At 76.0% G+C, this 22,959-nt stretch carries 20 protein-coding genes; 7 read left to right on the top strand and 13 right to left on the bottom strand.

All coding sequences use genetic code 11. From position 1 onward, the window contains the following. Positions 1-202 precede the first annotated feature (202 nt). On the top strand, positions 203-1,159 hold the full coding sequence (locus Q0789_RS07645; RefSeq protein WP_298803810.1) for a glycine betaine ABC transporter substrate-binding protein: 957 nt from the start codon (positions 203-205) through the stop codon (positions 1,157-1,159). Positions 1,160-1,426: 267 nt separating this feature from the next. After that, the gene (locus Q0789_RS07650) at positions 1,427-3,109 is read left to right on the top strand and encodes an NERD domain-containing protein/DEAD/DEAH box helicase (RefSeq protein ID WP_298803812.1); all 1,683 of its coding nucleotides are present in this window, start codon (positions 1,427-1,429) and stop codon (positions 3,107-3,109) included. On the opposite strand, the gene Q0789_RS07655 is transcribed toward Q0789_RS07650, so the two are convergent. From Q0789_RS07655 to glnA, 3 genes are all read right to left on the bottom strand, one after another. Continuing rightward, complete coding sequence (locus Q0789_RS07655; RefSeq protein ID WP_298803814.1) at positions 3,073-3,306, bottom strand: hypothetical protein; 234 nt, start codon at positions 3,304-3,306, stop codon at positions 3,073-3,075. The genes Q0789_RS07650 and Q0789_RS07655 overlap by 37 nt on opposite strands. 107 nt (positions 3,307-3,413) lie before the next feature. Beyond that, positions 3,414-4,559: a hypothetical protein gene (locus Q0789_RS07660; RefSeq protein ID WP_298803816.1), complete on the bottom strand. Its 1,146-nt coding sequence runs from the start codon at positions 4,557-4,559 to the stop codon at positions 3,414-3,416. A 108-nt stretch (positions 4,560-4,667) separates the two neighbouring features. Further along, positions 4,668-6,092 carry a type I glutamate--ammonia ligase gene (gene glnA / locus Q0789_RS07665; RefSeq protein ID WP_298803819.1) on the bottom strand — a complete coding sequence of 475 codons (1,425 nt, stop codon included), beginning with the start codon at positions 6,090-6,092 and terminating at the stop codon, positions 4,668-4,670. Positions 6,093-6,394: 302 nt separating this feature from the next. Here glnA and Q0789_RS07670 point away from each other — a divergent pair, with 302 nt between their 5' ends. Beyond that, on the top strand, positions 6,395-6,805 hold the full coding sequence (locus tag Q0789_RS07670; protein WP_298803821.1) for an RDD family protein: 411 nt from the start codon (positions 6,395-6,397) through the stop codon (positions 6,803-6,805). A gap of 137 nt (positions 6,806-6,942) precedes the next feature. After that, entirely contained in the window at positions 6,943-7,542 is a 600-nt protein-coding gene (locus Q0789_RS07675) for a nucleosidase (RefSeq protein ID WP_366917678.1), read from the top strand. Between the two features lie 42 nt (positions 7,543-7,584). Here Q0789_RS07675 and Q0789_RS07680 read toward each other — a convergent pair whose 3' ends face one another. The 3 genes from Q0789_RS07680 to Q0789_RS07690 all read right to left on the bottom strand — a co-directional run bounded on the left by Q0789_RS07680 (position 7,585) and on the right by Q0789_RS07690 (position 10,976). After that, positions 7,585-8,385, bottom strand: coding sequence for a DUF4191 domain-containing protein (locus Q0789_RS07680; RefSeq protein ID WP_298803825.1), 801 nt, complete (start codon positions 8,383-8,385; stop codon positions 7,585-7,587). A gap of 114 nt (positions 8,386-8,499) precedes the next feature. Next, the gene (gene lipA, locus Q0789_RS07685) at positions 8,500-9,504 is read right to left on the bottom strand and encodes a lipoyl synthase (RefSeq protein WP_298803827.1); all 1,005 of its coding nucleotides are present in this window, start codon (positions 9,502-9,504) and stop codon (positions 8,500-8,502) included. A gap of 23 nt (positions 9,505-9,527) precedes the next feature. Next, the gene (locus Q0789_RS07690; protein WP_298803828.1) at positions 9,528-10,976 is read right to left on the bottom strand and encodes a serine hydrolase; all 1,449 of its coding nucleotides are present in this window, start codon (positions 10,974-10,976) and stop codon (positions 9,528-9,530) included. Between the two features lie 19 nt (positions 10,977-10,995). Between Q0789_RS07690 and Q0789_RS07695 the strand changes: the two genes are divergently transcribed. Further along, complete coding sequence (locus Q0789_RS07695) at positions 10,996-11,931, top strand: LLM class F420-dependent oxidoreductase (RefSeq protein ID WP_298803830.1); 936 nt, start codon at positions 10,996-10,998, stop codon at positions 11,929-11,931. A 31-nt stretch (positions 11,932-11,962) separates the two neighbouring features. Here the strand turns inward: Q0789_RS07695 and lipB are convergent, their stop codons facing one another. After that, positions 11,963-12,637 carry a lipoyl(octanoyl) transferase LipB gene (gene lipB, locus Q0789_RS07700; RefSeq protein ID WP_298803832.1) on the bottom strand — a complete coding sequence of 225 codons (675 nt, stop codon included), beginning with the start codon at positions 12,635-12,637 and terminating at the stop codon, positions 11,963-11,965. 131 nt (positions 12,638-12,768) lie between these two features. Here lipB and Q0789_RS07705 point away from each other — a divergent pair, with 131 nt between their 5' ends. Beyond that, positions 12,769-13,827 (top strand): Gfo/Idh/MocA family oxidoreductase, encoded by a 1,059-nt coding sequence (locus Q0789_RS07705; RefSeq protein ID WP_298803834.1) that lies wholly within the window; start codon positions 12,769-12,771, stop codon positions 13,825-13,827. A 59-nt stretch (positions 13,828-13,886) separates the two neighbouring features. On the opposite strand, the gene Q0789_RS07710 is transcribed toward Q0789_RS07705, so the two are convergent. Continuing rightward, positions 13,887-14,633 carry a peptidase E gene (locus tag Q0789_RS07710; protein WP_298803835.1) on the bottom strand — a complete coding sequence of 249 codons (747 nt, stop codon included), beginning with the start codon at positions 14,631-14,633 and terminating at the stop codon, positions 13,887-13,889. Between the two features lie 130 nt (positions 14,634-14,763). Between Q0789_RS07710 and Q0789_RS07715 the strand changes: the two genes are divergently transcribed. Further along, positions 14,764-16,701 (top strand): serine/threonine-protein kinase, encoded by a 1,938-nt coding sequence (locus tag Q0789_RS07715; RefSeq protein ID WP_298803837.1) that lies wholly within the window; start codon positions 14,764-14,766, stop codon positions 16,699-16,701. Between the two features lie 3 nt (positions 16,702-16,704). Here the strand turns inward: Q0789_RS07715 and Q0789_RS07720 are convergent, their stop codons facing one another. From Q0789_RS07720 to lpdA, 5 genes are all read right to left on the bottom strand, one after another. Continuing rightward, the gene (locus Q0789_RS07720) at positions 16,705-17,223 is read right to left on the bottom strand and encodes a hypothetical protein (RefSeq protein ID WP_298803839.1); all 519 of its coding nucleotides are present in this window, start codon (positions 17,221-17,223) and stop codon (positions 16,705-16,707) included. Positions 17,224-17,341: 118 nt separating this feature from the next. Further along, on the bottom strand, positions 17,342-18,097 hold the full coding sequence (locus Q0789_RS07725) for a hypothetical protein (RefSeq protein WP_298803841.1): 756 nt from the start codon (positions 18,095-18,097) through the stop codon (positions 17,342-17,344). Between the two features lie 243 nt (positions 18,098-18,340). Next, positions 18,341-19,234, bottom strand: coding sequence for a TIGR01777 family oxidoreductase (locus Q0789_RS07730; protein ID WP_298803843.1), 894 nt, complete (start codon positions 19,232-19,234; stop codon positions 18,341-18,343). A 154-nt stretch (positions 19,235-19,388) separates the two neighbouring features. Next, positions 19,389-21,383: a 2-oxoglutarate dehydrogenase, E2 component, dihydrolipoamide succinyltransferase gene (gene sucB / locus Q0789_RS07735; RefSeq protein ID WP_298803844.1), complete on the bottom strand. Its 1,995-nt coding sequence runs from the start codon at positions 21,381-21,383 to the stop codon at positions 19,389-19,391. A 78-nt stretch (positions 21,384-21,461) separates the two neighbouring features. Continuing rightward, positions 21,462-22,865 carry a dihydrolipoyl dehydrogenase gene (gene lpdA, locus Q0789_RS07740; protein ID WP_298803846.1) on the bottom strand — a complete coding sequence of 468 codons (1,404 nt, stop codon included), beginning with the start codon at positions 22,863-22,865 and terminating at the stop codon, positions 21,462-21,464. Between the last annotated feature and the right edge of the window lie 94 nt (positions 22,866-22,959).

The raw sequence follows: 22,959 nt of genomic DNA on the forward strand, positions 1-22,959 counted from the left end.
CGGGTCCGGGCGGCCCGATGCGCCGCCGGGCGTCGCGGCCCCGTGGGCCGCCGGGACCGCCGAGCGGCCGCCGGGCGCGAGGGCGCCGACGCCGACCGACCCCGCGCCGCCCGCACGAGGCCACCGGCCCGTGCGCGCCCGTCCGTCGTCCCGCCCACCGGCGGGACCGCCGCGGGGTCCCGCCCACCACGGGAAGGACCCGATGACCCGCACCACCACGACCACCCGCGCCCTGGCCGCCTCCGGGGCGGCGCTCGCTCTCGCCCTCACGGCCGGCTGCGGCAGCGACGACGGCGCCTCGGCCGACGGCGGCTCCGACGGCATCACCGTGCGGACCACCGAGTTCTCCTGGGTCGCCGCCACGCTGACCAACGAGGTCGTGCGGCAGGTCGCCGCCGACCACCCCGACCTCGGCGTCGCCGACCTCGAGACCTCCCAGCTCGACCCGGCCGCCGCCTGGGCCGGCGCCGGCAACGGCGACCTGGACCTCGTCACCGAGGTGGCGCTGCCCAACCAGCAGCCGCTGCTGGACCAGACCGAGGGCTTCGAGCTCCTCGGCGAGGTCTACAGCGGGGCCGACCAGGGCTGGTACGTGCCGAGCTACGCCCTCGAGCCGGGCCAGCCGCTCGAGGGCCTGACGTCGGTCACGCAGCTGCCCGAGTACGCCGACGCGCTGGGCAGCACGCTCTACGACGCCGACCCGGGGTGGATCACCACCGAGCAGAACGAGGCGCGGCTGGCGGGCTACGACATCGGCTTCGAGCACTCGACGTCGAGCGCCGCCGCGCTCTTCGCGCAGCTGGACCGCGCGTACGAGCGCGAGGAGCCGGTGCTCGTCTACCTCTACCAGCCGCACTGGGTCTTCGCGCAGTACGACGTCACGAAGCTCGAGGAGCCCAACCCCTACGAGGAGGGCTGCTTCGCCGAGGGCGGCGCGGGCGACTGCGCCATGCCCGACTACGCCGGCGGCGTGGCCGCGAGCGACGAGCTGCAGGAGGAGGTGCCCGCCTTCACCGAGATGCTCTCCCGCATGGAGATCCCCGTCGACGACATGGACGCGATGATCGCCGAGGTCGACGTCGAGGAGCGCGACGCCGCCGACGTCGCCCAGGAGTGGGTCGAGGAGAACGACGACGCCGTGGAGAGCTGGGTCGGCTGACCCACCCGACCTCCCGCCGAGGGCGGTGCCGCGACGAGCGGCGCCGTCCTCGCGCGCGTCCCGGGCCTCGCGACACGGGAGCGGCCCGCGCCTCCGGAGGGCCCTCGCGGCCCGGCGGCTGCTCCGGGCGGGGGAGCGGAGGGCGCGGACGGCCCGCTCCCGCCCGGCTCGTGCCACGCTCGCCCCGGACGTGCGGCGGGGGCCCGTGGAGTGCGGGCAGGGGACGACGGCGGGGGCCATGACGAGCGGACCGGGGGGCGGGGCGCGGTGACCGCGCGCCTGCTGCCGGCGGACCCGGAGTTCGCCACGGCGAGCGAGCGGCTGCTCGCGACCACGCTGCGCGACCAGCTGCCGGACGACGCGGTCGTCGTGTGCGGACAGCGCTTCGCCTACCAGGGGCGGGACCTCGAGGCCGACCTCGTCGTCGCCTGGCCGGGCGTCGGCGTCGCCGTCGTGGAGGTCAAGGGCGGCAGCGTCTGGCGCAGCGACGGCCAGTGGTGGCAGGAGTGGTCGGGCGGGCCGCGCCGGGTGCACCCGGTCGACCAGGCACGGCGCTGCCGGTACGCCCTCCGTGACGTCCTCCGCCGGCACTCCCGGGTGAGCGACCTGCGCGCGGCCCACTTCGCCGCCTTCCCCACCACCGACCTGCCGGAGGGCTTCACGGCGCCGGACGCGCACCGCTGGATGCTGCTCGACCGGGCCGACGTCGCCCGGGCGGCGGACCGCATCAAGGACGGCCTCGAGCGCACGCCGGACGGGGAGGTCCCCACCCGGGAGGACGTCGAGGCTCTCGTGGCGTGCCTCACCGGCCCCTCGGTGCCCCCGCGGGAGGTTCTCGCGACGCTGCGCGAGCGCGAGGCCGCGTGCGAGCTGCTCACGCGGGAGCAGGCGCGGGTCCTCGACGGGCTGGAGGCCGCGTCCCGCGTCGAGGTCCGGGGCGGTGCGGGCACGGGCAAGACGTGGCTGGCGCTCGAGAAGGCGAGGCGCCTGGGGCGCAGCGGCCAGCGCGTCGCGCTCATGTGCTACTCGCGGGGGCTCGCCGCCTCGCTCGAGCGCGAGGTCGCGCCGTGGCCGCGGCGAGAGCGACCCGCCTACGTCGGCACCTTCCACGGCCTCGCGGCACGGTGGGGCGCCCCGCCCGGGTCGGACGACGACGGCGACTACTGGGAGCGGCGGCTGCCCGAGCAGATGGCCTCTCTCGCGACGGCCCTGCCGATCGCCGAGCGCTTCGACGCCGTCGTCGTCGACGAGGCGCAGGACTTCGACGCCGGCTGGTGGCCCGCGGTGCTCGCCGTCCTGCGGTCGCCGCAGCACGGGTGCCTGTACGTCTTCACCGACGACGGCCAGCGCGTCTTCGGGCGACGTGGCCGGCCCGCCGTCGACCTCGTGCCGTTCACCCTCACCGAGAACCTCCGCAACACCCAGCAGATCGCGCAGGTCTTCGGCAGCCTCGCGCCGGCGCAGATGCGCTACCGCGGCGGCGACGGGCCGGCCGTGAGCTTCGTGCCCTGCGCCGCGGGGGACGCGGTCGCGCGGGCCGACGAGGTGGCCGACGGCCTGCTGGACGACGGGTGGCCCGCGTCGTCCGTCGCGCTCCTGACGACGCACCACCGCCACCCCGTCCAGGTCGAGCGGCAGGCCCACGGGCAGGACGCCTACTGGGCGACGTTCTGGGAGGACGACGACCTCTTCTACGGGCACGTGCTCGGCTTCAAGGGCCTCGAGCGCCCGGCCGTCGTCCTGGCCGTCGACGGCTTCCGCGACCCCGCCCGCGCCCGGGAGATGCTCTACGTCGGCCTGTCACGGGCCCGCGACCTGCTCGTCGTCTGCGGGGACCCCGAGCAGATCCGTGTGGTGGGCGGCGAGGGCGTGGCGCGGCGGCTGCTGCGGCCCCACCCCGGTGAGTCGGCGGGTCAGGGCAGTGGAGCGGGGGGTATCGGGCTCTCGTAGGCCTCGGCGAAGACCTGCGCGACCTCCGGCCAGAGCCGTGCGCGACCCTCCTCGACAGAGGTGAGGTCCGCGGCGTGGTCGTCGAGCACCACGAAGTCATGGGGGATGACGCGGCCCGACCGGTCTCGGCGACCGAGGGGGTCAGGGAAGCGGAGGGCGCCGCCGACAGCGGTCGTCTGCCACAGCTCGTCGTCCATCACTGCCCCATCGAAGGCGCCTTCGTAGGCAAGGAGGGGGTCGTCGAGCCCCCCGGTGCGCAAGATGCGGAAGCCCCAGGTCCGGCCCCGCGTGGCCCACAGGAAAGTCACTCGAGGCCCCGGAGCAGCACCTTTGCTCGCTCTGCGTCCTCGAGCGCCAGCTTGAAGGCCGCCAACGTGGCCGCCGCGTACTCCTGCTTCTCGAGTGCGGTGGCGTGCACCTGCTTCAACTTTCCGCCAGCGAGGTCGGCAGCAGCCTTGGCGATGCGCGGCCCGAGTAGGCCAGCCAGCACCCCGGCAGGTCCCGGCAGCGGGAGCGGCACTCTCCGTCCTACTAGGAGACCTGCCAGACCGTCGACGTTCTCGAGCAACGCGTCGCCGACCTTGGCGGGCAACGCCTTGAGGGACGCCCACCGGGCGTGGGTCTCGAGAGGCAGGACGGCCGCCATGGGGTGGATGAGGTCGACGCCTACGCGATCGAGTACGCGGATCCGCTCGGCGTCGAACTTGGCCGAGGACAAGAGCACGAAGTCCGCCCCGAGTGCGAGGGCCTCGTCGGCCTCGACGAGCTCGCCGACCGCTCGGCGCAGTGCGTCGAGGTCGTCGCCGGCCTTCTCGATCAGGAGGTCTCGGAAGTCGTAGACGTCCATGTGGGGGAGCAGGTCGGCCTTGGAGAGCGCCATGACCCAGATGCGGGGGAAATTCGTCAAGCGTCCTTCGTCCGCGAGGAGACCGTCCTTCAAGGACAGCAGGCCGTTGCGTAGGTTCGTCATGAGGAGTTTGAGGTACTTCTCCTCCTGCCCGCTCTCCTCCACCAGGCGCTGTCCGTCGACGAGCACGAGAGCCACGTCGGCGCCAAGGAGCTGCTTGAAGGTCTCTACGCGTCGTCGCCCCTCCTCGGCGTTGACCGGAGTCTCCTCGAACCAGTCACCGGGGTAGTCGTGCCACACCAGTCGGAGGGCGTCGACGGACGCCCTCTTGCGGGAGTCGCCCTTGAATCGGGCGGAGAACGCGTAACGGGATGCGCGGAACTTGTTGGTGGGTGGCCTCTTGTCCGCGTTGCGCATGCCGAGGTAGTTCTTGTGCAGACGGATGCCCTGACTGACGTCGTCGGCTGTGACGTTGTACAGGGATGTCCGGTCGAATTCGGCTTCCTGCATGGCGCCGTAAAAGGATGACAGCAGGACCGTCTTACCGCTGCCGCTCTCCCCGAAGACGGCGATCGACTGCTCCAGCACCTTCGGTGGCTTCATGCCGCGACCCTATGCACTGCTGTTGGCCCGGCGCAGAGGAACCCGGGCGGGAACGCACCGCAGCCCCCGCCGGCGGACCGGCGAGGGGCTGCGGGAGGCCCGGACGACTCAGATGTCGAAGTACATCTCGAACTCGTGGGGGTGCGGGCGGAAGCGGATCGGGTCGATCTCGTTGGTCCGCTTGTAGTCGATCCAGGTCTCGATGAGGTCCTCGGTGAAGACCCCGCCGCGGGTGAGGTACTCGTGGTCGGCCTCGAGCGCGTCGAGGACGGCGCCGAGCGAGCCGGGCACCTGGTCGATGGCCGCGTGCTCCTCGGGCGGGAGCTCGTAGAGGTCCTTGTCGACCGGGGCCGGCGGCTCGATGCGGTTCTGGATGCCGTCGAGACCCGCCATGAGCATGGCCGCGAACGCCAGGTAGGGGTTGCTCGAGGGGTCCGGCACGCGGAACTCGATGCGCTTGGCCTTCGGGTTCGACCCCGTGATCGGGATGCGGACGCAGGCCGAGCGGTTGCGGGCCGAGTAGACGAGGTTGACCGGCGCCTCGTAGCCCGGCACCAGGCGGTGGTAGCTGTTCACCGTCGGGTTCGTGAAGGCCAGCAGCGACGGCGCGTGCTTGAGCAGGCCGCCGATGTACCAGCGGGCGACGTCGGAGAGGCCGCCGTAGCCGCGCTCGTCGAAGAAGAGCGGCGAGCCGTCCTTCCACAGCGACTGGTGCACGTGCATGCCCGAGCCGTTGTCGCCGAAGAGGGGCTTGGGCATGAAGGTCGCCGTCTTGCCGTGCTGGTGCGCCACGTTCTTGATGACGTACTTGAACAGCATGACCTTGTCGGCCGACTTGAACAGCTCGTCGAACTTGTAGTTGATCTCGGCCTGGCCGGCCGTGCCCACCTCGTGGTGGGCGCGCTCGACCTCGAGCCCGAGGGCGTCCAGGGCCAGGACCATCTGGTCGCGCAGGTCGGCGAAGTGGTCCACCGGCGGCACGGGGAAGTAGCCCCCCTTGTAGGGCGTCTTGTGCCCGAGGTTGCCGCCCTCCTCCTTGCGCCCCGTGTTCCAGGCGCCCTCGACGGAGTCGATGTGGTAGTAGCTCTCGTGCTGGTTCGTCTCGAAGCGGACGTCGTCGAAGACGTAGAACTCCGCCTCGGGGGCGAAGAACGCGGTGTCCGCGATCCCGGTCGAGCGCAGGTACTCCTCGGCGCGGCGGGCGATCTGCCGCGGGTCGCGGGAGTACGCCTCGTCGGTGAAGGGGTCGACGATGCCGAAGTTGACGACGAGCGTCTTCTCCGCCCGGAACGGGTCGACGAAGGCGGTCTCGACGTCCGGCACCAGCTTCATGTCCGACTCGTGGATCGCCTGGAAGCCACGGATCGAGGAGCCGTCGAACATCTGGCCGGTGGTGAAGAAGTCCGCGTCCACGGAGGCGGCCGGCACGGTGAAGTGCTGCATCACCCCCGGCAGGTCGCAGAACCGGACGTCGATGAACTTGACGTCGTTCTCGGCGATGTAGGCGAGCACCTCGTCGGCGTTGGTGAACATCCACTCTCCTGGCGGGGTCGGAGGTCGTCGGTGGCGGTCGGGCCGCCGGTGGTGCCTGTGGTGGTCCCTCGGTGTCGTGCTGGGTGTCGTGCGGGTGGTGCGGGCGGCGGCGGGGCCCCGCGCTGCGGGAGCGGTCCGGCGCGCCGTCTCGGGAGGGGAACCTAGGAGCGGGCGGTTGCCCGCTCGTCACGCGAGTGTTTCCGACGTGTTGCGCGGCGCGCGGTTGCGACGCGCCGCGCGGGCCAGCCGGGCGGGCGGCACCGCCCGCGGGGCGCCGGAGGGCGCCCGTCTAGCGTGGCGCCGTGGCGAGGAGCGGACCGAGCGGTGCGGAGGCGTCCTGGCCGGGGCGCCGCCTGGGCCTGCCCCGGGAGGGCTCGCGGTCCGTCGCACGGACCGGTCGGCGGCTCGCCGGCGTCGCGGTCGACTGGGCGCTGGCGCTGCTCGTCTCGAGCGCCCTGCTGGGCGGCGACCCCTGGGCGACCCTCGGCGTCTTCGCGCTCCTGCACGCCGTCGGCGTCGGCACGGTGGGCGGCAGTCCCGGGCACCTGCTCCTCCGTGTGCGGGTGCTGCGCGTGGACGGCGCATGGCCCGGTCCGTGGCGCGCGCTCGTCCGCACCCTCCTGCTGTGCCTCGTCATCCCGGCCGCCATCTGGGACGCCGACCAGCGGGGGATGCACGACCGCCTGGCCGGCACCGTCGTCGTCCGCCGCTAGGACGACCCGGGCGTCGGCGTCCGCCGGGCCCCCGCCGGGACGAGGACCGGACGCCCCGCGCGGCGCAGGCCTGCCAGCATCGTGCCGTGACCGAGCTCCCGCCGCCGACGCCCACCGCCGGACCCGCCGCGCCGCGCGTGCGACCCGCCTCCGGCGCCGGGGCGCGCGACGACGTCCTCGTCGTCGCCGCCCTGGCGGTGGAGGCCGTCCACGTGCCCGCGCACCTGCCCCTGCTGCTCACGGGGCCGGGCAAGACGGCCGCGGCCACGGCGGTCGCCGCCGTCCTGGCCGCCCGGCAGCCAGCCGATCGCCCGCTCGTCGTGGGCGTCGGCACCGCGGGCGCGCTGCGCGCGGGCGTGAGAGGCCTGCACGTGCCGCGCAGCGTGGTGCACCACGACATCTCCGCCGACGCCCTGGCCCGTCTCGGCGCGCCGACGACCACGGAGCTGGCGCTGGACGCGCTGCCGGGGGAAGCCTCGGGAGATGTGGTGCTCGCCACGGGCGACGTCTTCGTGGCCGACGAGGACGTCCGGGAGCGGCTCGCGCGGCGCGCCCACCTCGTCGACATGGAGGGCTTCGCCGTGGCGTGGGCCGCCCGGTCGCTGGGCGCGCGCGTCGTGCTCGCCAAGCACGTCAGCGACGCCGCCGACGAGGGCGCCTGGTCGTGGCCGGACGCCGTCGCCGCGAGCGCGCGGGCGCTGGGGGAGTGGCTGGCCGGCGTCCTGCCCCCGCGCTGAGGCCGCGGCGGCGGGCCCGGGCGCGCCGGTGCGAGGCCGGCGTCAGCGGCCGCGGGCCGCCTTGCGGTCGGGACGGGCGCGCATCGGGTCGACGCCCTTGGGGACGGGCATCCGCATGCCGCCGATGGCGCGCAGACGACCCTGCACCTGGCCCATCTCCGCCTTCGTCATCACGGGCTTGAGGCGCTGCACCTTGCGGGCGAGCTTCGGGAGCGGCACCTGGCCCTCGCCGGAGCCGGCCTGCAGGACGTGCACGGGGACGCTCGGCACCACGCGCGCGACCTTGCGCCGCTCGCCCTCGAGCAGCTTGGCGACGCGGTGCGGGGCGCCGTCGCCCACGAGCACGACGCCCGCGCGGCCGACGCCGCGGAAGACGGAGTCCTGCGTGCGCGGGTCGATGGCGACGGGCTCCTCGCCGATGTCCCAGCCCCGGCGGATGGAGCGCAGGGCGGCGCCCGCCGCACCCGGTCGGCCCTCGATCTGGCTGTACGCCGCGGCCTCGGCCTTGCGGGCCAGGACGACCATGGCGCCGAGCAGGGCCAGGGGCAGGCCGATGACCGTGAGGTAGATCGGGTGGCCGACGGCGAAGCCGATGACCAGGGCCACGACGAGCACGGCGGCCGCGACGCCGAGCATCCACCAGGTGACCGACGGGTCGGCCTTCCGGGTCATGTCGTAGACCTGGTGCATCTGCGCGATGCGGCCGGTGGGGCGCCCGTCGGGGCCGAACTTCGGACGGGCGCGGCGGCGGCGCAGGGCCGCGAGCGGCCCCCGCCCACCGGTCCCGTCGGCGCCCTTGCCGGCGGCGTTGGCGGGGGGCGGGGCGGGTGCGCGACGAGCCATGCCCGTCAGGATACGGGCCGTCGGCGGGCGCGCCGCCGCCCCCGCCGGAGAGGGGGCGGGGGCGGCGCGTCAGGTCGTCAGGGGCGACCGGGCGTCAGGAGCGCGGTGGGGCCGTCAGGAGCGGGCGAGCAGCGCGGACGCCTCCTGGCGGGCGGGCTGCTCGACGTCCAGGTGGCTGAGCTCGGGAGGGATGGTGGCGCCGCGGCGCTTCATCGCCCCGGCCCACAGCCGCCCCGCGCGGTAGGAGGAGCGGACGAGCGGCCCGCTCATGACGCCGGCGAAGCCCATCTCCTCGGCCGCGTCGCGCAGCTCGACGAACTCCTCGGGCTTGACCCAGCGGTCCACCGGGTGGTGGCGGGGGCTGGGGCGCAGGTACTGGGTGATGGTGACGAGGTCGCACCCGGCCTCGTGGAGGTCGCGCAGCGCCTCTACGATCTCCTCGGTGGTCTCACCCATGCCCAGGATGAGGTTGGACTTCGTCACGTGCCCGGCGCGGCGGCCCTGCGTGATGACGTCGAGGGAGCGCTCGTAGCGGAAGGCCGGGCGGATGCGCTTGAAGATGCGCGGCACCGTCTCGACGTTGTGCGCGAAGACCTGCGGGCCCGCGTCGAGCACCTGGCCGACGAGCTCGGGGACGCCGTTGAAGTCCGGCACGAGGATCTCGACGCCCGTGCCGGGGTTGAGCTCGCGGATGGCGCGGATCGTCTCGGCGTAGAGCCAGGCGCCGCCGTCCTCGAGGTCGTCGCGGGCGACGCCCGTGACGGTGGCGTAGCGCAGGCCCATGGCCTGCACGCTCTCGGCGACGCGGCGCGGCTCGTCCCGGTCCAGCGGCGACGGGCGGCCGGTGTCGATCTGGCAGAAGTCGCAGCGCCGCGAGCACTGCTCGCCGCCGATGAGGAAGGTGGCCTCGCGGTCCTCCCAGCACTCGAAGATGTTGGGGCAGCCCGCCTCCTCGCACACCGTGTGGAGGCCCTCGCGCTTCACGAGGCCCTTCAGCTCGGAGTACTCCGGACCCATCTTCGCCTTCGTGCGGATCCACGAGGGCTTCTTCTCGATGGGGGTCTCGGCGTTGCGCGCCTCGACGCGCAGCATCTTGCGTCCCTCGGGTGCGACCGTCACGCGCTCCAGCGTACGCGCGCGGGTCAGGCCCGCCAGCCGCCCTCGTCGACGCCGCCCGGCACGTCGGCGGACGGGTCGTAGGGCGTGCGCGTGAGCCGGAAGGTCGCGAGGTCGAGGTGCGAGGGGCGCCCGTCGCCGTCGCGGAGCACCCGCAGGCGCTCCCCGGCGTAGTAGGCGTCGAGGCCGACCCACGTGCCGTCGCCGGCGGGGGAGCGGCGGAAGCGGGAGGACCGGCCGGGGCGGCCCAGCCCCTCGAGGAGGAAGCCGTCGGCCTCCGAGCGCACCACGAGCGGGGAGGGGCCCCAGTACCAGGGGCCGACGAGCTCGAGCACGTCGTCGGCGACGGGGCTGGGGGACCAGGGCTCGGGCAGCCGCGGCTCGGCCTCGGCGAGGGTGTCGAGCAGGCGCAGGGGGAGGTCCCCGAAGCCGGTCGTCGAGCTCGTCATGGCGACGACGCCGTCGCCGCTCGCCACGTCGACCTGGAGCCCGGCGATGAAGCCCGGCATCGAGCCGCCGTGGCCGACGAGGCGCCGCCCGCCGAGGTTCCAGACCTGGACGCCGAGGCCGTACCCGACGCCCCACCCGGCGCCGCGGGGGTCGTCCACCGCCTGCGGCGTCGTCATGAGCCGGAGCGCCTCGTCGCTGACGACGCCGGCGGCGGTCGGCGAGCCCGCGAGGAGGGCGGCGAAGCGCGCCATGTCCGGCACGCTCGCCCACACCTGGCCCGCGGGGGCCATCGCCCCGGCGTCGTGCTCGGGCTCGGGGAGGACGACGTCGGCCCAGGGGTGGACGGCGAGCCCGGCGGCGGAGTCCTCGTCGCGCCGGAAGCCGGCGCGGTCCATGCCCAGCGGGTCGAGGACGTCGGCCCTCAGCGCCTCGTGCCACGGCCGCCCCCGCAGCCGGGCGAGGAGCTCGCCGAGGACGGCGAAGCCCGTGTTCGAGTAGTGGAAGCGCGTGCCGGGGCGGTGCCGCCGGGCGTCCGCCGTGAGCGCGGGCGCCAGGGCCGCCCAGTCGCCGCCCGGCGTGCGCTCCCACCACGGCCCGGCGCCGTCGTTCTCCGCCTGCAGGCCGGAGGCCTGGCCGAGCAGCTGCCCCACGGTGAGGGCGCCGACGTCCGCGCGGTCGGAGCCCAGCTCGGGCAGGTGCCGCCCCACCGGGTCCTCGAGGTGGAGGAGCCCCTCGTCGTGGGCGCGCATGAGCGCGGTGGCGACGAGCGGCTTGGTGATGGAGCCGATGCGGTAGCGCGTCGTGGGGGCCGGGGCCGACGGCGGCTCGCCCGGCCCGCTCGTGCTGCCGCGCGCCGCCCACCAGACGAGGTGGCCGTCGCGCACCAGGCCGGCGACCACCGACGGCAGGCGGCGGTCGACCTGCTCGCGCGCCAGCAGGTGCAGGAGGCGGTCGGTCGTGCTCTCGCGCAGGGGCGAGGGCGCGGGGGGCTCGGGCGGCTGCGGGGTCTGCGAGGGGGCGGTCACACGGGCCAGGATGGCGCCCATGGACCTCCGCGTGTTCACCGAGCCCCAGCAGGGCGCCACCTACGACGACCTCCTCGCCGTCGCGCGCACCGCCGAGGCGGCCGGCTACGACGCCTTCTTCCGCTCCGACCACTACCTCGTCATGGGCGACGGCGACGGGCTGCCGGGCCCCACGGACGCGTGGACGACGCTGGCCGGGCTCGCCCGCGAGACCTCCACCATCCGCCTCGGCACGCTCGTGTCCTCGGCCACCTTCCGCCACCCCGGGGTGCTCGCGGTGCAGGTGGCGCAGGTGGACCAGATGTCGGGCGGCCGCGTCGAGCTCGGCCTCGGCTCCGGCTGGTACGAGGAGGAGCACCGCGCCTACGGCATCCCCTTCCCGGACGTGCGCGAGCGCTTCGACCGCTACGCCGAGCAGCTCGCCGTCGTCGCCGGCCTCCTCGGCACGCCGGCGGGCGAGACCTTCTCCTTCGCGGGGGACCACTACGAGCTCGTCGACTCCCCGGCGCTGCCCAAGCCGGTGCAGGCGCGCGTGCCCGTCGTCGTCGGCGGCGGCGGCAAGCGGCGCACGCCCGCGCTGGCCGCCCGGTACGCCACCGAGTTCAACCTGCCGTTCGGGTCCGTCGAGGACGTCCGCACCCAGTTCGGCCGGGTCCGCGACGCGTGCGCTCAGGCCGGGCGCGACGCGGGCGAGCTCACGTGGTCGTCGGCGCTCGTGGCGTGCGTCGGCCGCCACGACGCCGAGGTGGCCCGCCGCGCGGCGGCCATCGGGCGCGACGTCGAGGAGCTGCGGGCCAACGGCCTGGCGGGCACGCCCGACGAGGTCGTCGAGAAGCTCGGGCGCTACGCGGCGGTCGGGTCGCGGCGCACCTACTGCCAGTTCCTCGACCTGGGCGACCTCGACCACGTCGAGCTCGTGGCCGAGCGCGTGATGCCGCAGGTCGCCGCCCTCTGAGGGCGGCCCCGGGCGGGGGCCGGGCGCCCGCTCAGACGGCCGCGGCCGCCGGGGCGGGGCGCTCGCCGGCCGGCAGGGTCGCGCCCAGGTGCCGCTCGACGACGGGCAGGGCCTCGGCGACGCGCAGCGGGCGGCCCAGCTCGGCCGTCAGCGTCGTGACGTCCGCGTCGGGGATGCCGCACGGGACGATGCCGCCGAAGCCGTCGAGGACGTTGTCGCAGTTGAGGGCGAAGCCGTGCATCGTCACGCCCTGGGCGACGCGGATGCCGATGGCGCCGACCTTGCGGTCCCGCCGGCCCGGCAGACCGGACCCGTCGCCGCGCACCCAGACGCCGCTGCGGCCCTCGACGCGCTCGGTGGGCAGGCCGAGCTCGGCGCAGGCGTCGATGAGGACCTGCTCGAGCCGCCGGACGTAGGCGACGACGTCGACGGGGTCGGGCAGCCGGGTGATCGGGTAGCCGACGAGCTGGCCCGGCCCGTGCCAGGTGATCTTCCCGCCGCGGTCGACGTCGACGACGGGCGTGCCGTCGAAGGGCCGCTCGTGGGGCAGCGTGCGCTTGCCCGCGGTGTAGACGGCCTCGTGCTCGAGGAGGAGGACGACGTCCTCGGCCCCGGTGACGACCTCGGCGTGGGCGGCGCGCTGCAGGTCCCACCCCCGGCGGTACTCCACGGCGTCGGACCCGAAGCCCACGTGCTCGAAGCGCATGGGACGACGGTACGCCGCCCGACCGGCGCCCCCGTGCGGCCGACCGCGCCGGAGGGGCAGGATCGCGCCGTGAGCACCGCCGCCCCCCGCCACCGCCCCGCCCCGCGTCGCCGGCCCCGGCAGGAGCGCCCGTGAGCGCCGCCGAGCGACCCGTGCGGGTCGGCCTCGTGGGCTACGGCAGCGCCGGGCGCGGCATCCACGCCCCGCTGCTGCGCGAGGCGGGCCTCGACGTCGCCCTCGTCGCCACGGCCTCCCCGGATCGGGCCGCGGCCGCGGCGCAGGAGGTGCCGGGCGCGCGGGTGGTCCCGGACCTCGACGCCGTGCTCGCGGCAGGGGACGGCCCGGACGGCGTCGACCTCGTCGTCCTGGCCTCGCCGACGGGCGTGCACGAGGAGCAGGTGCTCGCCTGCGTCGCGGCCGGGCGGCCGGTGCTCGTCGACAAGCCGCTGGCGGTCGACGCCGAGGGCGCGGCGCGCTGCGTGCGGGCCGCCCGCGCCGCGGGCGTGCCGCTCACCGTCTTCCAGAACCGGCGCTGGGACGACGAGCAGCGGGCGCTCGCCGCGGTGCTCGCGGCGGGCGAGCTGGGCGATGTCCTGCGCCTCGAGCGGCGCTGGGAGCGCTGGCGGCCCGTGCCCAAGGACCGCTGGCGGGAGAACGCGCCCGCGTCGGAGGGCGGCGGCATGCTGCTCGACCTGCAGTCGCACCTCGTCGACTCCGCGGTGCAGCTGCTCGGGCCGGTGGAGTCCGTCTACGCCGAGGTGTCGGCGGTCACGACCGCCGCCGAGGACACGACCTTCCTCGCGCTGCGCCACGCGGACGGGGCGCGCAGCCACCTCTCGGCGGTGAGCGCCGCCGGGGCCCCCGGGCCCCGCACCCGGGTCCTCGGCACGCGGGGCTCCTACGTCGTCGTGCCGTTCGAGGGGGAGGTCTCGGGCTTCGCCGGCGTCCTCGACGACGCGCCCGGCAGCACCGGGTGGGTCGTGCGCGGCGAGGAGCGCACGCCGGTGCCGACGCCTCCGGGCGGTCACGCCGACCTCTACCGCGCGGCGGCCGCCGCGGTGCGCGGCGACGGGCCGTGGCCGGTCGACCCGGCCGACGCGGTGGCCGTCCTCGCCGTCCTCGACGCGGCGCGCGCGAGCGCCGCGCAGGGCCGGGTCGTCCCCGTGGAGGTGCCGGACCTCGCTCCCTGAGCGGCCCAGGGCCGGGGAGTCAGGGCCAGGACGTCAGGACCGAGGGGTCAGGGCTGAGGTCAGGGCTGGGGGAGCAGCCGCGCCTCCAGGCGGGTCTCGACGGCGCGGGGCTCCGCCCCGCTCGTGTCGCGCTCGACGCGGTAGCCGGCCGCGGCCGGGCGGTCGGTGACGACCTCGACCAGCTCGGTGCCCCGGTAGACGAGGCCGGCGCCGTCGTCCGTGCAGTACGTCAGGGGCAGGTCGCCGGCGGCCACCGCGCGGTGGACGAGGGGGCGCCGCTGCTCCTCGGAGTCGTAGTGGACGCCGTTGCCGTAGGGCAGCAGCCCGAGGCCGTCGGTCACGAGCCGCAGGTCGGGCCCGAAGGAGTCGGTGGGGCCGCCGACGTGCCAGCACAGCGACCCCGCGCTCACGCCCGAGAGGACGACGCCCGCCCGCCAGGCCTCCGCCATGACCGGGCCGAGGTCGTGGAGGCGCCACAGCGCCAGCAGGCCCGCGACGCTCCCGCCGCCGACCCAGACGACGTCGGCATCGAGCAGCAGGCCGCGCACGTCGTCGTGCGAGGGCATGGGCATCAGCGCGAGGTGCTCGAGGTGCATCCCCGCGACGCGGGCGGCCTCCGAGAGCTCGGCGGCGAACCAGCGCTGGTCGCCCCCCGCGGTGCCGACGTGGACGACGCGCGGAGGCCGTCCGGTCGCGCCCGACAGGTCGACGGCGTGGTGGACGAGCCCGGAGAGCTCGAGGCGGGTGCGTCGTCCGGGGCGCAGGCCCCCGGAGGTCGCGAGGACGGTGGGGGCGTCGGCGGGCACGCTCCCATCCTGCCCCGGGGGCTCGCCCCCGCAGCGCTCCGCCGCCGGCTCGGCTCTCGTCGCAGGGTCCCGGGGGAGCCGCCTGTGGACGGCGCCTGCGGGGTCGGGCGCGAGCCGCTGCACTGACGGCGTGGTGGGACGGCACGCGGCGCGCGGTGGGCGGGAGCCCGAGGGGTCGGACGACGGCGGGCAGGGCCCGGCGTCGCGGGAGGGGCTCGGCCCCGACCGGGGCGCGGGGGAGGAGGACGACCTCGGCGGCAGCTCCGGCCCGCCGTGGTGGGAGCGGCTCGAGGACCGGGGCGCCGAGGCGGCGCCCTGGCCGCTGCGCGTCGTGCCGGCCGAGGAGCCGCTCCCGGGCCTCGACCTGCCCGTCGACTCCGGCGACGGCCCGGCGGAGGGGCCCGCCGTCGCTCCCGTCGTCCCCGGGTGGACGGTGCAGCGGCTGCTGGGTCGGGGCGGGTCCGGGGAGGTGTGGCGCGCCGTCGAGGAGGCCACCGGGGAGGCCGCCGCGCTCAAGGTGCTGCGCACGTCGGTGCCGGTGGACGAGGCCGCGCGAGCGCGTCTGAGGGACGAGGCGGCGCTGGCGGCCGCGCTGGACGGGCCCCACCTCGTGCGTCTGCAGGGGGTCACCGAGACGGCGGCCACCGCCGCGTCTCCTCCGCGGCCCGTCCTGGTCCTCGAGCACGCTCTCGGCGGCAGCCTCGGCGCGCTGGTCGCCGCTCGCGGCGCCCTCGACGCGGGCGAGGTCGTCACCCTCCTCGTCCCGCTGGCCGGGGCACTGGCGGACCTGCACGCCTCCGGCGTGGTCCACGGCGACGTCTCGCCGGGCAACGTCCTCTTCGCCGAGGACGGTCGACCGCTGCTGGCCGACCTCGGCACCGCCGGGCTCGTGGCGGCCGCACCGGCCGCGGGCGGAGGGCCGCCGCTCGTCGAGCTGACGCCGGGCTACGCGGACCCGCAGCGCCTGGCGGGCGCCTCCGCGACGCCGGCCGGGGACGTGCACGCGCTCGCCGCCTGCGCCTGGCACGCGCTCGCGGCCCTGCCGCCGGGGCCGGTGTCGCAGCGCCCGCCGCTCGTCGTGCTGCGCCCGGACCTGCCGCGGCCGCTCGTGGACCTGCTGGAGGACTGCCTGGAGGCGGACCCGGAGCGCCGGCCCGACGCGCGGGCCCTCGCCTCCCGCGCCTGGGGCTGCGCGGCGGCCGAGCCCGTCCGTCTCGTGCCGACCGACCCCGGTGCCCCGCCCGACGAGGTGGTGACGCACCGCGTCCGCGCCGCGGCGCGTCGCGGCGCGGCGTCCCCCGACGCGGCGCCGTCGGAGGGGACGGGTCGGCGGCGCCGTCGACGGTCGCGGCGGGGGGCCGCCGGAGGGCGTCGGCGCCCCTCGGCGCCGACGGCCGTCCTCGCGGCGGCGGGCGCGGCCGCGGTCGTCGCGCTCGTGGCGCTCCTGGTGCCGCTCGTCCTCCCGGACGCCGGCGCGTCGGCCGCCGGAGCGCCCGGTGCGCCCTCGTCCGCCGCGGGACCCACGGGGACGCCGACGCAGCCCGGTGGGACGGCGTCGCCGGCAGCGCGCCCCGCCCGGCCGACGGCGTCGGCGGCCGGCCCGACCGCGGAGCCTCCGGCGGACCCGGCGGTGGACCCGCCCGAGGGCCTGGTGGCGGACCCGTCGACGGACGACCCCGTGGCGGCCGTGACCGCGCTCGCGGCGCTGCGTGACCGCGGCTTCGCGACGAGGGACGCCGCCCCGCTCGAGCGGGCGTCGGCGGCCGGTTCCCCCGCCCTGGCGGCGGACATGGCCGAGCTGGAGGCGCTGACGCGCCGGGGCGAACGGCTCGCGGGGCTGGAGACCGTGGTGGTCCGCGCGGAGCGGGCGCCGGTCCCGGACGGGGCCGGGGCGAGCACGGACGACGTCCTCGTCGACGTCGTGACGCGCAGTGCCGCGCACCGGCTCGTCGCGGACGACGGCAACGTGCTCGCGGTGGTGGCGGAGGGGCAGGACGTCCCCGCGCGGCTCCGGCTGGTCCGGCGGGAGGACGGGTGGGCGGTGCAGGAGGTGCTGGCGCCGTCCTGAGCCTCAGGCCGACGGTCCGGCGACGACGAGCTCGGCGACGACGGTCGCGTCCGTGGTCGAGACCAGCCGGTAGGTGCCGGGCGCGTCCGGCGCCTGGAGGGTGATGAGCCGCTGGAGCGGGACATCGACCTCGAGGGCGCCGTCGGCGGTCGTGAGGACCTGGTCGTCCTCGGTGTGGTTCACCAGCGAGTACCAGTCACCGGGCTCCACCGGGCCCTGGACGCGGGTCGTCCCTCCGGAGCCCAGCATGACGGTCACCTCGAGGTCCCCGTGGTCGTGCGGGGTGCGTCCTCCGGCGGAGCCCGTGAGCGGTGCCGCCGCCTCGTCGGCCGCAGGTCCGGCGGCGAGGACCGTGCTGCCGTGGTGGCCGGCGACGACGGCCGGTGCGCCGCTCGGGCCGACGTCGTCGTGGGCGGTGGCGCCCACCGCCAGACCGACGAGGAGCGCGGCGGCGGTCGAGGCCGTGCCCACCTGGACGGCGCGCTGCCACCGGCGCACCACGGGTCGTCGTGCGGGGGTCATGCCTGCCTCCGTCGGCCGGACCTGCGGGGCCCGCGCGACGCCGCGCACGGGGGAGAGCGGTCGGCCCCGGCGCCGGCCGTGAGCACGGCCGGCGCCGGGGCCGGGGAGAGCCGCTGGGTCAGCCGCGCTGGCCGGCGCGACGACGCGAGTAGGCGAGGCCCGCGGCACCCGCCGCCGCCACGGCCGCGCCGCCGACGACGAGCGTGAGGGTCTGCGTGCCCGCCGCACCGCCGGCGCCGGTGTCGGCGCCGCCGCCCGGCATCGACATCGAGGCGACGTCGAGCGTGCCGCAGGCGGCCGGGTCGGTGGCCTCCTCGGGCAGCGAGGGGTCGAGGTCGGACATGACGTCGCCGTCGTAGGCGCCCGAGCCGTTGAGGTCGACGCCGTGCAGGACGACGACGCCGTCACCGTTCGCGATCTGCTGGGCCACCTCGGGCGAGACCTCGAGGGTCCGCGAGTAGGTGGGGTTGCCGACCGGGAAGCGGTCGACGGCGAGGCCGCTGTCGGGGGAGGTGTCGCCCTCGGTGGTGAGGGAGACGGCGATGGCGCCGTAGCTGCCGGCGGCGTCGGTGACCTGCAGGGCGCCGTTCGCGCCGGAGCCCTCCATGTCGTTCGACGGGCAGGAGTTCGTGCCGCCGATGTGGATGTGCTGCGCGTGGGGAGCGCCCTCGAGCAGGCCCTGGGGCGTGATGTTGATCGTCAGCTCGTCGCCGGTGATGGAACCGGTGACCTCGGCGCTGGCGCCGCTGTCGTTGAGCTGGGTGAGGCTGCCGGTGAGCTCCGTGGTGCCGCTGCTCGCCGCCATCGCGGGGGCCGCGAGGGGGAGCGTCGTGATGGCCAGGGCCGCGGAGAGGGCGAGGGTCTTCTTGATCACGGGGATGTCCTCCGGTCGTCGGGAACGGCGTCGGCGCCGTCGTCGGATCCGGCGGAGCGAGCTCCGCCGCGACCTACGAGACCACGGGAACAGGCCCCTGACCAGCGAGAACGCGTGTCGGGGGCCGAAGTCCACCGCTTCGGGTCGTCATCGGCGCGCGGACCAATCCAGAGGGTGCCGTCCCGCGAAGGGAGGGGAGGACGGGTTGGCGGCGACGACCCCAGGACGGCGCCCCGACGCGCGTCAGGCGGCGTCGGCGAGCCAGCGGGCGGCGGCGTCCGCGTCCTCGTGGGCGAAGCGGAAGCCGCTGCGCTGGAGCACGGTCGGCAGCACGCGCTGGCTGGCGAGGATCTCGTCGGCGAAGCCGCCCACGACCGCCCGCAGGGCGAGCCGCGGGACCGGGAGGAGCGTGGGCCGGCCGAAGGCCCGCCCCAGGGCTCGCGTCAGCTCCGCGTTGCGCACCGGCGCCGGCCCCGTGAGGTCGACCGGCCCCTCGACGTCGGTCTCCAGCAGGTGGACCAGGGCGGAGACCTCGTCCTCGAGGGTGATCCAGCTCCACCACTGCCGACCGTCGCCGAGAGGTCCGCCCAGGCCGAGGCGAAGCAGGGGGAGCAGCTTGCCGAAGGCGCCGGCGCCCGGGGCCATGACGAGCCCCGTGCGGGCGAAGGCGGTGCGGATCCCGGCGTCCTGCGCGGGGCGCGCGGCCGCCTCCCAGTCGAGGACGACGTCCGCCAGGAAGGTCGAGCCCGGCGCGGAGGCCTCGGTGAGGACCTCCTCGCCCCGGTGGCCGTAGACGCCGATCGCGGACCCCTGCACGAGGACCCGCGGCCGGGGCTCGAGCCGGGCGAGGGCCTCGGCGAGCGTGCGAGTGGGCTCGGTGCGCGAGGCGAGGACCTCGCGCTGGTACGCCGGGGTCCAGCGCTGGTCCCCGACGCCCGCCCCCGAGAGGTTGACGGCGGCCTCCACGCCCTCGAGGGCGCCCGCGTCGAGACGGCGACGGGCCGGGTCCCAGCGCACCTGGTCGGGACCGGAGGGCTCGCGCCGGACGAGCTGGACCACCTGGTGGCCCCGCTCGGCGAGGCGCTCGCGCAGGGCGGTGCCGATGAGGCCGGAGGCACCGCAGACGACGACCTTCATGCGCGCGACCTCCGGGGCCGGGAGGGCCCGGGAGGCGGGCCGTCGTGGTGGTGCGGGTGGTGGTGCGGGTCGACCGCCGCCGCGCCCGGGGAGGCGCGGCGGCGGCCGACTCCGACGGCGGCTGCGCCGTCGTCGTGCTCTCGCGGGGATGCCCCTACAGGCCGACCTCGGAGGCGAAGTCGCCCTCCTCGAGCCGCGCCTTCAGCGTGGACAGGAAGCGGGCCGCGTCCGCGCCGTCGACGATGCGGTGGTCGTAGGACAGGGCCAGGTACATCATCGAGCGCACCGCGATGGACTCCCCGCCGTCGCCGTCCGTGACGACGACCGGGCGCTTGACGATCGCGCCGGTGCCGAGGATGGCCACCTGCGGCTGGTTGATGATCGGGGTGTCGAAGAGCGCCCCGCGGCTGCCCGTGTTCGTGATGGTGAACGTGCCGCCGGCGAGGTCGTCGGGCGTGACCTTGTTCGTCCGCGTGCGCTCGGCGAGGTCGGCGATCCGGCGGTTGAGGCCCGCGAGGTTGAGGTCGCCCGCCTCCTTGATGACCGGCACGAGCAGGCCGCGCTCGGTGTCGACTGCGATGCCGAGGTTCTCCTGCGCGTGGTAGACGACCGAGTCGCCGTCGACGCTCGCGTTGACCTGCGGGTAGGCCTTGAGGGCCTCGCAGACGGCGAGCGCGAAGAACGGCATGAAGGACAGTCGCCCGCCCTCGCGCTGCTCGAAGGAGGACTTGGCGCGGGCCCGCAGTCGGGCGATCCGCGTCACGTCGACCTCGACGACGCTCGTCAGCTGGGCCGAGACCTGCAGCGACTCGACCATGCGCTGGGCGATGACCTTGCGCAGGCGCGACATCTTCTCCGTCGTGCCCCGCTTGGAGGCGACGGCGCGCGCCGCCTCCTCGGTGCGGCCCTTGACGGAGGGGCCGTCGGCGCGGGTGCCGGCGGAGGACTCCGCCGAGCCGGACGGGGCCTGCTGGGCCGGGGCCGCGGCGGCCGCGGGCTGCTCCTGCTCGGCGGGCTGCTGGTCCGCCTGCTGGGCCTTCTCGGCCGCGGCCAGGACGTCCTGCTTGCGCAGGCGGCCGCCCACGCCCGTCCCGGTGAGGGTCGAGAGGTCGACGCCGTGCTGCTGCGCGAGCTTGCGCACGAGCGGCGTGACGTAGCCGCTGCCCGTCGACGACGGCGACGTGGTGCTGCCGCCGCTCGCGGGCTCCGAGGCCTGCGGCTGGGCGGTGCCCGTCGGGACCTGCGGCTCGGGCGACGTGTACGACTGCGTGTCCTGCTCGGGCTCGGACTGCCCGGCGGGCGGGGCCTCCGGGTCGCCGGAGTCGTCGGCGCCCGAGCCGCGCGAGGACGTCTTGCGCTCCGCGTCCTCCTCGGCCTGCTCGCGGGAGGCCGCCTCGTCGCCGAGGTCCTCGGCGTCGTCGGACTCGCCGGGGGCCGGGGCGGGGGCCTCCTGCGCCTCGCCGGCGCCCTGGTCCTGCGCGTCGCCGCCGGAGGAGTCGCCGCCGGCGGGCTCGCCGCCGACGATCACGAGGTCCGCGCCGACCTCGACGGTCTCGTCCTCGCCCACGAGGATCTTGGTGATGGTGCCCGCCACGGGGGAGGGGACCTCGGTGTCGACCTTGTCGGTGGAGACCTCGAGCAGGGGCTCGTCGACCTCGACCGTGTCGCCCTCGCTCTTGAGCCAGCGGGTGACCGTGCCCTCGGTGACGCTCTCGCCGAGCGCCGGCATCGCGACCGTCGTCCCGGAGCCGCTGCCGCCGCCCTGCTGGGGCGAGGCCGCCTGCGGCCCCGCGGAGGAGGGCTCCTCCTGCTGCGGCTGCTCGTCCTGCGCGGGGGCCGGCTCGGGCGAGGGCTGCTCGTCCTGGGCGGCGTCCTGCGAGCCCTGGTCCGCGTCGCCGCCGTCCCCGGCCTCGCCGTCGCCGATGACGGCCAGGTCGGCGCCGACCTCGACCGTCTCGTCCTCCTCGACGAGGATCTGCTGCAGCGTCCCGGCGAAGGGCGAGGGGACCTCGGTGTCGACCTTGTCGGTCGACACCTCGAGCAGGGGCTCGTCGACCTCGACGGCGTCACCGACCTGCTTGAGCCAGCGCGTGACGGTGCCCTCCGTGACGCTCTCGCCGAGGGCGGGCATCTGCACGGACTGGGACATGGGGTCTCCTGTTCCTCTGGGGTCGGACGGCTCGGTGCGGGTGCTGGCGTCCCGCACGACGAGCGGGGCGCCCGGCCCTCAGCTGTGGCTGTGCAGCGGCTTCCCGGCGAGGGCCAGGTGGGCCTCGCCGAGGGACTCGTTCTGGGTCGGGTGCGCGTGCACCAGCGCGGCGACCTCCTCGGGGAAGGCCTCCCAGTTGACGATGAGCTGGGCCTCGCCGACCTGCTCGCCCATGCGGTCGCCGACGGCGACGAAGCCGACGACGGGGCCGTCCTTCTGCCGGACGAGCTTGACGAAGCCCTGGGTGCCGAGGATCTGGCTCTTGCCGTTGCCGCCGAGGTTGTACTCGAGCACCTCGACGCCGTCCTCGCCGTGGAGCTCGCGCGCCTGGCGCTCGGTGAGGCCGACGGAGGCGATCTCCGGCGTCGAGTAGGTGACCCGCGGGATCATCGCGTCGACGACCGGCGCCGGCTGCTGGCCGGCGATCTCCTCGGCGACGAAGATCCCCTGCGCGAAGCCGCGGTGCGCGAGCTGCAGGCCCGGGACGATGTCGCCGACGGCGTAGACGTGGCCGCCCGCGCCCGTCTCGACGCCGGTGCGGAGCCGCTCGTCGGTGATGACGAAGCCGCGGTCGAGGGTGACGCCGGCGTCCTCGTAGCCGAGGCCCTGCGTCGAGGGCCCGCGGCCCACGGCGACGAGCATGAGGTCGGCGTCGAAGGTCTTGCCGTCCTCGAGCTCGACGTGGACGCCGCTGTCGTCCTGCGTGACGCCCTTGAAGCGCACGCCGGTGGAGAAGCCGATCTTGCGCTTGCGGAAGGCGCGCTCGAGGGCCTTGGAGGCCGCCTCGTCCTCCGCCGCGACGAGGCGGGGGAGCGCCTCGACGATCGTCACGTCGACGCCGAAGGACTTCCACACGCTGGCGAACTCGCAGCCGATGACGCCGCCGCCGAGGACGATGGCCCGCTCGGGGACGTGGTCGAGCCGGATGGCCTGCTCGCTCGTGATGACGCGGCCGCCGATCTCCAGGCCGGGGAGGCTCTTGGAGTAGGAGCCGGTGGCGAGGACGACGTTCTTGCCGCGGTAGCGGGTGCCGTCGACCTCGACGGCGTCGCTGGCGACGAGGCGGCCCTCGCCCTCGACCATCGTCACCTTGTGGGCCTTCACGAGGCCCTGGAGGCCCTTGTAGAGGCGGCTGACGATGCCGTCCTTGTACTTGTTGACCCCGGCCATGTCGATGCCCTGGAGCTCGGCCTTGACGCCGAAGCCCTCGGCGTGGCGGGCGGAGTCGGCCACCTCGGCGGCGTGGAGGAGGGCCTTCGTCGGGATGCAGCCGCGGTGCAGGCAGGTGCCGCCCAGCTCGGCCTTCTCGACGAGGCAGACCGACAGGCCCAGCTCGGCGGCCCGGAAGGCCGCGGAGTACCCGCCGCTGCCACCCCCGAGCACGACGACGTCGTAGACGGTGTCTGCGGGGGACTCGGGCACGCGGGGCTCCTGGGGTGTCGCTGGGTCGCGGGACGTCTGTCCGCCCCTGCCCGCGGAGGTCGTCCGCGGCGCCGGGGCGCCGCCCATCCTGGCA

The sequence above is a fragment of the uncultured Pseudokineococcus sp. genome (assembly GCF_947499845.1).
Classification (GTDB): Bacteria; Actinomycetota; Actinomycetes; order Actinomycetales; family Quadrisphaeraceae; genus Pseudokineococcus.